We start from the raw sequence: 6,131 nt of genomic DNA, 5'->3' as shown, positions 1-6,131 counted from the left end.
TTGTCTTCACAACAGAAAGCCTATCGTCATTTATTAACGATCCCGGGTGTTGGGCCGCTTATCGCGGCAGCTTTTATCAGTGAAGTGGATGCTGTTCAGTTCTCCAGCGGCAGAGAATTGGCTGCCTGGTGTGGTCTGGTACCCCGACAGCACAGTTCGGGAGGAAAACAAAGATTGTCTTCTGTGACAAAAAATGGCAATCGTAGCCTGAGAACGCTGGTCATCCACGGTGCACGATCAGTGATGCGATGTATGAAGAAACGTGATGACCGTCTGGGCCTTTGGCTGAAAAAACTTGAGGCCCGCCGAGGGTTTCTGAAAACCACCGTAGCGTTGGCGAATAAACTGACAAGGATCATCTGGCGCGTACTGACCGATAGTGTTGATTTTAATATGAGTAAGGCTTTTTCTGTGAGTTAACGTAATGGAGTGTTGAAGAAAATATGTCTTTCTGAGTTTGCAGGCACTGATGAGAAAACGGCTACCGTCCCTGTAACAGCCTGAAGTTGACCTGGGTAATCAAATACCGGTGTAGTGATAAGGAAACAGGGCTCGGATAACATCATGGCGCAGGTCATTGAACCTACCAACGACGCCGGATATATGGTCGCAAACCGTATCGAATCAGGACTTGCAGCACCCGGGGCGTCCATATATGGTTTGCTAGAAAATTCCCTGGCGACCACAGATGGTGCGACCAGGAATGGGATGCTAACGGCAAAAATAGAAGGCACCGGCTCGGGTAATTATGAATTGACTAATGACGCTGAATATTTTCCAGCGGGTACTTATAAGTCTTCTAGTTCACATGTTTTTAAAATGACAAATGGCGGAGTAAATTCATATTCATTAACGGCAACTTCAGCGAACGATGTTCCTGCAAGTGAATTGGTGAGTGGCCTCTATGCATATCACTTTGTTGCAAACTCATACACTGAATAACTAAATTTACTCACTCTGTTTATTGTGCGCGCAGGATATATTTCCCTGCGCGCCATTTCTTTATATAAGCAATACCACCCGTTAAGTAGGTGGTTTTTTTATTCTTCAGTTTCAGGCTCGTCTGCCAGCGGCAGCGGCCAGCCGCCGAGGCGCTTCCAGCGGTTGACGATTTCGCAAAACAGCAGGGCGGTTTGCTCGGTGTCATACAGGGCGGAGTGAGCCTGAGAGCTATCAAACTTCTGGCCTGCGGCGATGCAGGCCTTAGCCAGCACGGTTTGCCCCAGCACCAGGCCGCTCAGGGCCGCGGTATCAAATGTCACAAACGGGTGGAACGGGTTGCGCTTCAAAGAGGCTCGCTCTGCGGCGGCCATCATAAAGCTGTGATCGAACGTGGCGTTATGCGCCACCATAATCGCCCGGCTACAGCCGCTGTCTTTAATGCCTTTGCGCACGGCTTTGAAAATGGCGTGCAGGGCATCATATTCGCTGACGGCACCACGCAGGGGGTTATGCGGATCGATCCCGTTAAACGCCAGGGCTTCAGGCTGCAGGTTCGCGCCTTCAAACGGATCGACATGGAAGTGCAGCGTTTCGTCGGGGGATAACCAGCCGTCTTCATCCATCTTCAGGGTAACGGCAGCGATTTCCAGTAGCGCATCGGTTTTGGCGTTAAAACCCGCGGTTTCAACATCGATCACTACCGGATAAAAACCACGAAAACGGTCGCACAGGCCATGCAATTGCGTGTTGTCTGACATCAGCTTCTCTTAATACGGGGAAAATGCAGCGCGCATTATGGCAAATTTCGGGGAGTGTTGCAGTAAGGGGCGCACATCACGCCCCTTGTTTGACGCTAATCGCCTGAAAATCAGTTACCCAGGCCTTTGCCCGCGTGCTTCTCTTCAATCAGCTCGATTTTGTAACCGTCCGGATCTTCAACAAAAGCGATAACGGTAGTGCCGCCTTTTACCGGGCCAGCTTCACGGGTCACGTTGCCGCCGTTATTGCGAATACGCTCGCAGGCGTCGGCGGCGTTATCCACGCTCAGCGCGATGTGGCCGTAAGCGGTGCCCAGCTCATAGCTGTCTACACCCCAGTTATAAGTCAGTTCGATAACCGCCGTGTCGCTTTCATCGCCATAGCCGACAAACGCGAGAGAGTATTTGTACTCGGTGTTTTCGCTGGTACGCAGCAGTTTCATGCCCAGCACTTTGGTGTAGAACTCGATGGAGCGTTGCAGGTCGCCAACGCGCAGCATGGTATGAAGTAGACGCATAAAATCCTCGTCGAATGAGACAGTTATTTCTGGAGTCGTTGAGTATAGCGGCGTTTGCGCGCCGCTATCAATGAAAGGTACTGCGGAGTTACAGGGTTGGGTAGTCGGTGTAACCTTCTGCGCCGCCGCCGTAGAAGGACTCAGGGCGCTGCGGGTTCAGCTCGGCATTTTTGTGCAGGCGAGCCACCAGGTCCGGGTTGGCAATGAACGAACGGCCAAAAGCGACGGCGTCGATCAGGCCTTTGCCGATCAGATCTTCCGCTTTCTCCGGGGTATAGGCGCCAGCGCCGACGATCACGCCGCTGAAACGCTCGCGAACTTTTTCACGGAACGCCTCGGTGTACGGTTCGCCACCGGCCCAGTCCGGCTCGGACATGTGCAGATAGGCAATGCCGCGTTTGCCCAGCTCTTCAATCAGGTACAGCGCGTCAGCTTCTTCGTTCGGGCCATTGTCCACGTTCTGGAACGAACCAATTGGGGACACGCGGATCCCGATGCGATCGGCACCCCATTCTTTGATCCCGGCATCAACCACTTCCAGCACCAGGCGAGCGCGGTTTTCGCGGCTGCCGCCGTATTCATCGGTACGGTGGTTAGAGGAAGGAGACAGGAACTGGTGCAGCAGGTAGCCGTGGGCAGAGTGCAGCTCAACCAGGTCAAAACCAGCATCGCGAGCGTTGCCAATTGCCTTGCGGAAGTCATCCACGATGCCCGGAATTTCGCTCAGTTCCAGCGCGCGAGGCATGGAAGTATCTTCGCGAACGGCATTGCCGTTTTCGTCACGCAGCGAAGTGCGGGTCCCGGCAATCAGTGCGGAAGGCGCGACCGGAGCCTGCTGGCCTGGCTGGAGGGTAAAGTGGGAAATGCGGCCGGTGTGCCACAACTGCACCGCCATGTGGCCTTTTTCAGCGTGCACGCCAGCGGTGATTTTTTTCCACGCGGCGATTTGCTCTTCGCTGTGCAGACCCGGTGCGCCCGCATAGCCTTTGGCCTGGGCGGACATCTGGGTTGCTTCGCTGATGATAAGCCCGGCGCTGGCGCGCTGACGGTAATATTCACCCATTAGTGGAGTTGGGATATCGCCTGGCTCAATACTGCGCAGGCGCGTCAGCGGAGCCATAAAAATGCGGTTTGGTACGGTAATTGCGCCAACTTTGAGTGGCGTAAACAGTTTATCTGCTGACATGGTATTTCCTCGAGTAGACCGGTCGTCTAGTAATTTGATAAATAAAAAACCCGTCAGGCGACAGGTTTTGCCAATAGGGTTTGTACGTGTGCCAGGGCGCTTTCAAGCGGTAGGGCACTGCGGGAAATTTTTGCCTGCAGGCTGGCGCCTAACCACAGTGAATACAGCACCATGGCCTGGTCGAGCGCTTCGCCTTCAAAGCGAAGACTTTTTTCGCTGCGGCCTTTCTCCAGCGCATCTGCTAACAGGGAAATGACCTGTGAACCGCCGTTATTCAGCGCCCCGCGCATATCTTCCGAAAGGTCACAAACCTCTGCTGAGAGTTTCACTATCAGGCAGTTGCTCAGGTTCCCGCTCTGGCAGAAGTAGCTCAGCATATCCTGGTACCACTTCAACAGGCGTTGGCGATAATTGCCCTCACCGCGAGAGAAATGATCTGCCACGCGCAAATTAGACGCCTCGTAATAGCGCTCAAGCATCGCCACGCCAAACGCTTCTTTAGAGCGGAAGTAGTGGTAGAAAGAGCCTTTGGGCACTTCTGCGGTGCGCAACAATTCGCTTAAACCCATTCCGGTAAAGCCCCGGGCAAGGCAGAGTCTCTCGCCAATGGCGAGGAGATGTTCGCGAGTGTCGTGTTCAGGATGTCTGTTCATGGGCTCAAATGTAGTAGACCAGTCGGTCTAATGCAATAGGCTGCGGTTATTTTTTTGTGTGCGCAGCTGTATTAGTCCTTATGGGCGTCAGAAAACCAACGTTTTTTGCCGTATCGGCTAATGGCGCTGATGTAGTTTGCGGGAGTGACCATTTTCATCACGCTTTTATTGCTGCGGAACAGCGAAGTGTAGTCCTTGTAAAACACGGAGGCGACGAGGATTATCACCAGCAGACCGGCCAGAATGCTGACCAGGCGAGTCAGCACGGTATGCCGCCAGCGCGCCGGCTGCACTTTCACCAGCGAAAGCAACAGGGCGGGGATAATCCCCAGCAGGGCCAGCCAGCTAACTAACTGAGGTGTAACGAACGTTTTGGCTTGCTGAGAGTTTGTCTCAAACACGTTGACCATCATGTTTTTATCGATGACAGCTCCGTAGGTGAACATAAAATAGTTGCTGACAGCGCATCCGATGAGCAGAAACACCAGTACGGGTTTCCGCAGCCAGGGTAAATTCACCACGCTGAAAATCGTCAGCCAGGCGCAAAACAGCACCACCGGCACGGAAGCGGCAAATAACCAGCTACGGAGCGAGTCCGGGGCAATTAACTGCCAGCTGCGGTGGATAAAAAGAGCATTGATCAACGTGAAGAAAAAGGCGCAGCAAAGGTTAAATTGCGAATCGTTGCACTGTAACTTTTTCAAAAAGTTCATATAAGCCATGAAAACAAAACAGAATATTCGCCAGAGTAGAGAGAGAAGATTAGCTAAACCTTAATTTTCAGCCGCTTTCCGGTGAAGGGTGATTTTTTAGCCATCACGCTTGCATCCGGGGCAGAGTCAGGCTTCAATTGATGAAAAGTCGTTAATGAGGCGGGTTAGTGTCTGAACAGCTAGAGTTCTTCCCCATCCAAAGCCCCTGCCGCGGGATCTGCCAGTCGGATGAACGTGGCTTTTGCCGTGGCTGCATGCGCAGCCGGGACGAGCGTTTCCAGTGGCAGCAAATGAGCGACGCCCAAAAGCAGGACGTGCTGCGTCTCTGCCGCCAGCGCTTATTGCGCAAGTTACGAGCAAACAGGCCAAATGCTCCTGAAGAACCTGAGCAGCCTTCACTGTTTTAATCCCTCAGCGCCGTTATACTCGGGGCAGTTTCTCTCCTTTTGAGGTTATTTTTTTATGGTACAGCGTATTACGATTGCCCCGCAGGGCCCGGAATTTTCACGCCTGGTGATGGGCTACTGGCGTTTGATGGAATGGAACATGTCCCCGCGCGAGCTGGCGAGCTTTATTGAAGAGCACGTTGAGTTGGGCATTACCACGGCGGATCACGCCGATATTTACGGCGGTTACGAGTGTGAAGCGGCCTTTGGTGAAGCGATGCGTTTAGTGCCGCATCTGCGCAGCAAAATGGAGATTGTCACCAAGTGCGGTATCGCCACCACTGCGAAGCCTGAAAACGCAATTGGCCACTATATTACCGACCGCGATTACATCATCAGCAGTGCAGAAAGCTCGCTGAAAAAACTGTCTACCGATTACCTGGATTTGCTGCTGATCCACCGTCCGGATCCGCTGATGGACGCCGATGAAGTGGCAGAAGCCTTCACCGCGCTGCATCACAGCGGCAAAGTGCGCCATTTCGGCGTGTCTAACTTTACCCCGGCGCAGTTTTCGCTGCTGCAGTCTCGCCTGCCGTTCACCCTGGCAACAAACCAGGTTGAGCTTTCGCCGGTGCACCAGCCGCTGCTGCTGGACGGTACGCTGGACCAGCTCCAGCAGCTGCGCATTCGCCCGATGGCGTGGTCCTGCCTTGGCGGCGGCCGTCTGTTTAACGACGATGAATTCCAGCCGCTGCGCGCCGAATTGCAAAAAGTGGCGGAAGAGATTGGGGCCGAGACCATCGAGCAGGTGGTTTATGCCTGGGTGATGCGCCTGCCGTCCTCGCCGCTGCCGATCATCGGTTCCGGCAAAATCGAACGTGTTCGCTCAGCTATCCACTCGCTGTCTCTGGAGATGACTCGTCAGCAGTGGTTCCGCATTCGTAAGGCCGCGCTCGGCTACGACGTGCCTTAATC

Annotated in this window: 9 protein-coding genes; 4 read left to right on the top strand and 5 right to left on the bottom strand. The window is 53.7% G+C overall.

Going from position 1 to position 6,131, the window contains the following annotated elements:
- The coding region (locus tag B9Y90_RS16035; protein ID WP_139827406.1) for an IS110 family RNA-guided transposase at positions 1–420 on the top strand (420 nt) is incomplete at its 5' end.
- A gap of 144 nt (positions 421–564) precedes the next feature.
- Positions 565–942: a hypothetical protein gene (locus B9Y90_RS26925; RefSeq protein ID WP_176227873.1), complete on the top strand. Its 378-nt coding sequence runs from the start codon at positions 565–567 to the stop codon at positions 940–942.
- 98 nt (positions 943–1,040) lie between these two features.
- Here B9Y90_RS26925 and rnt read toward each other — a convergent pair whose 3' ends face one another.
- The 5 genes from rnt to B9Y90_RS16010 form a co-directional block, all read right to left on the bottom strand.
- A complete protein-coding gene (gene rnt, locus B9Y90_RS16030; protein ID WP_085541829.1) occupies positions 1,041–1,700 on the bottom strand; it encodes a ribonuclease T in 660 nt (219 codons plus the stop codon).
- Positions 1,701–1,810: 110 nt separating this feature from the next.
- Entirely contained in the window at positions 1,811–2,218 is a 408-nt protein-coding gene (gene gloA / locus B9Y90_RS16025; protein WP_039292495.1) for a lactoylglutathione lyase, read from the bottom strand.
- Between the two features lie 88 nt (positions 2,219–2,306).
- Positions 2,307–3,404: an alkene reductase gene (locus B9Y90_RS16020; protein WP_039292496.1), complete on the bottom strand. Its 1,098-nt coding sequence runs from the start codon at positions 3,402–3,404 to the stop codon at positions 2,307–2,309.
- A gap of 53 nt (positions 3,405–3,457) precedes the next feature.
- Positions 3,458–4,057, bottom strand: coding sequence for a TetR/AcrR family transcriptional regulator (locus tag B9Y90_RS16015; RefSeq protein ID WP_039292498.1), 600 nt, complete (start codon positions 4,055–4,057; stop codon positions 3,458–3,460).
- A gap of 71 nt (positions 4,058–4,128) precedes the next feature.
- A complete protein-coding gene (locus B9Y90_RS16010; RefSeq protein ID WP_254902704.1) occupies positions 4,129–4,761 on the bottom strand; it encodes a phosphoethanolamine transferase domain-containing protein in 633 nt (210 codons plus the stop codon).
- A gap of 176 nt (positions 4,762–4,937) precedes the next feature.
- On the opposite strand from B9Y90_RS16010, the gene B9Y90_RS16005 reads away from it, so the two are divergent.
- Positions 4,938–5,177 carry a DUF1289 domain-containing protein gene (locus tag B9Y90_RS16005; protein ID WP_085541828.1) on the top strand — a complete coding sequence of 80 codons (240 nt, stop codon included), beginning with the start codon at positions 4,938–4,940 and terminating at the stop codon, positions 5,175–5,177.
- Positions 5,178–5,232: 55 nt separating this feature from the next.
- Complete coding sequence (locus B9Y90_RS16000) at positions 5,233–6,129, top strand: aldo/keto reductase (RefSeq protein ID WP_085541827.1); 897 nt, start codon at positions 5,233–5,235, stop codon at positions 6,127–6,129.
- Positions 6,130–6,131: the final 2 nt, after the last annotated feature.

Origin of the sequence: Cedecea sp. NFIX57 (assembly GCF_900177785.1) — a bacterium.
GTDB lineage: Bacteria > Pseudomonadota > Gammaproteobacteria > Enterobacterales > Enterobacteriaceae > Cedecea > Cedecea neteri_C.
Note: the sequence above shows the minus strand (reverse complement) of the source record. Positions and strands in the feature narration are given on the sequence as shown.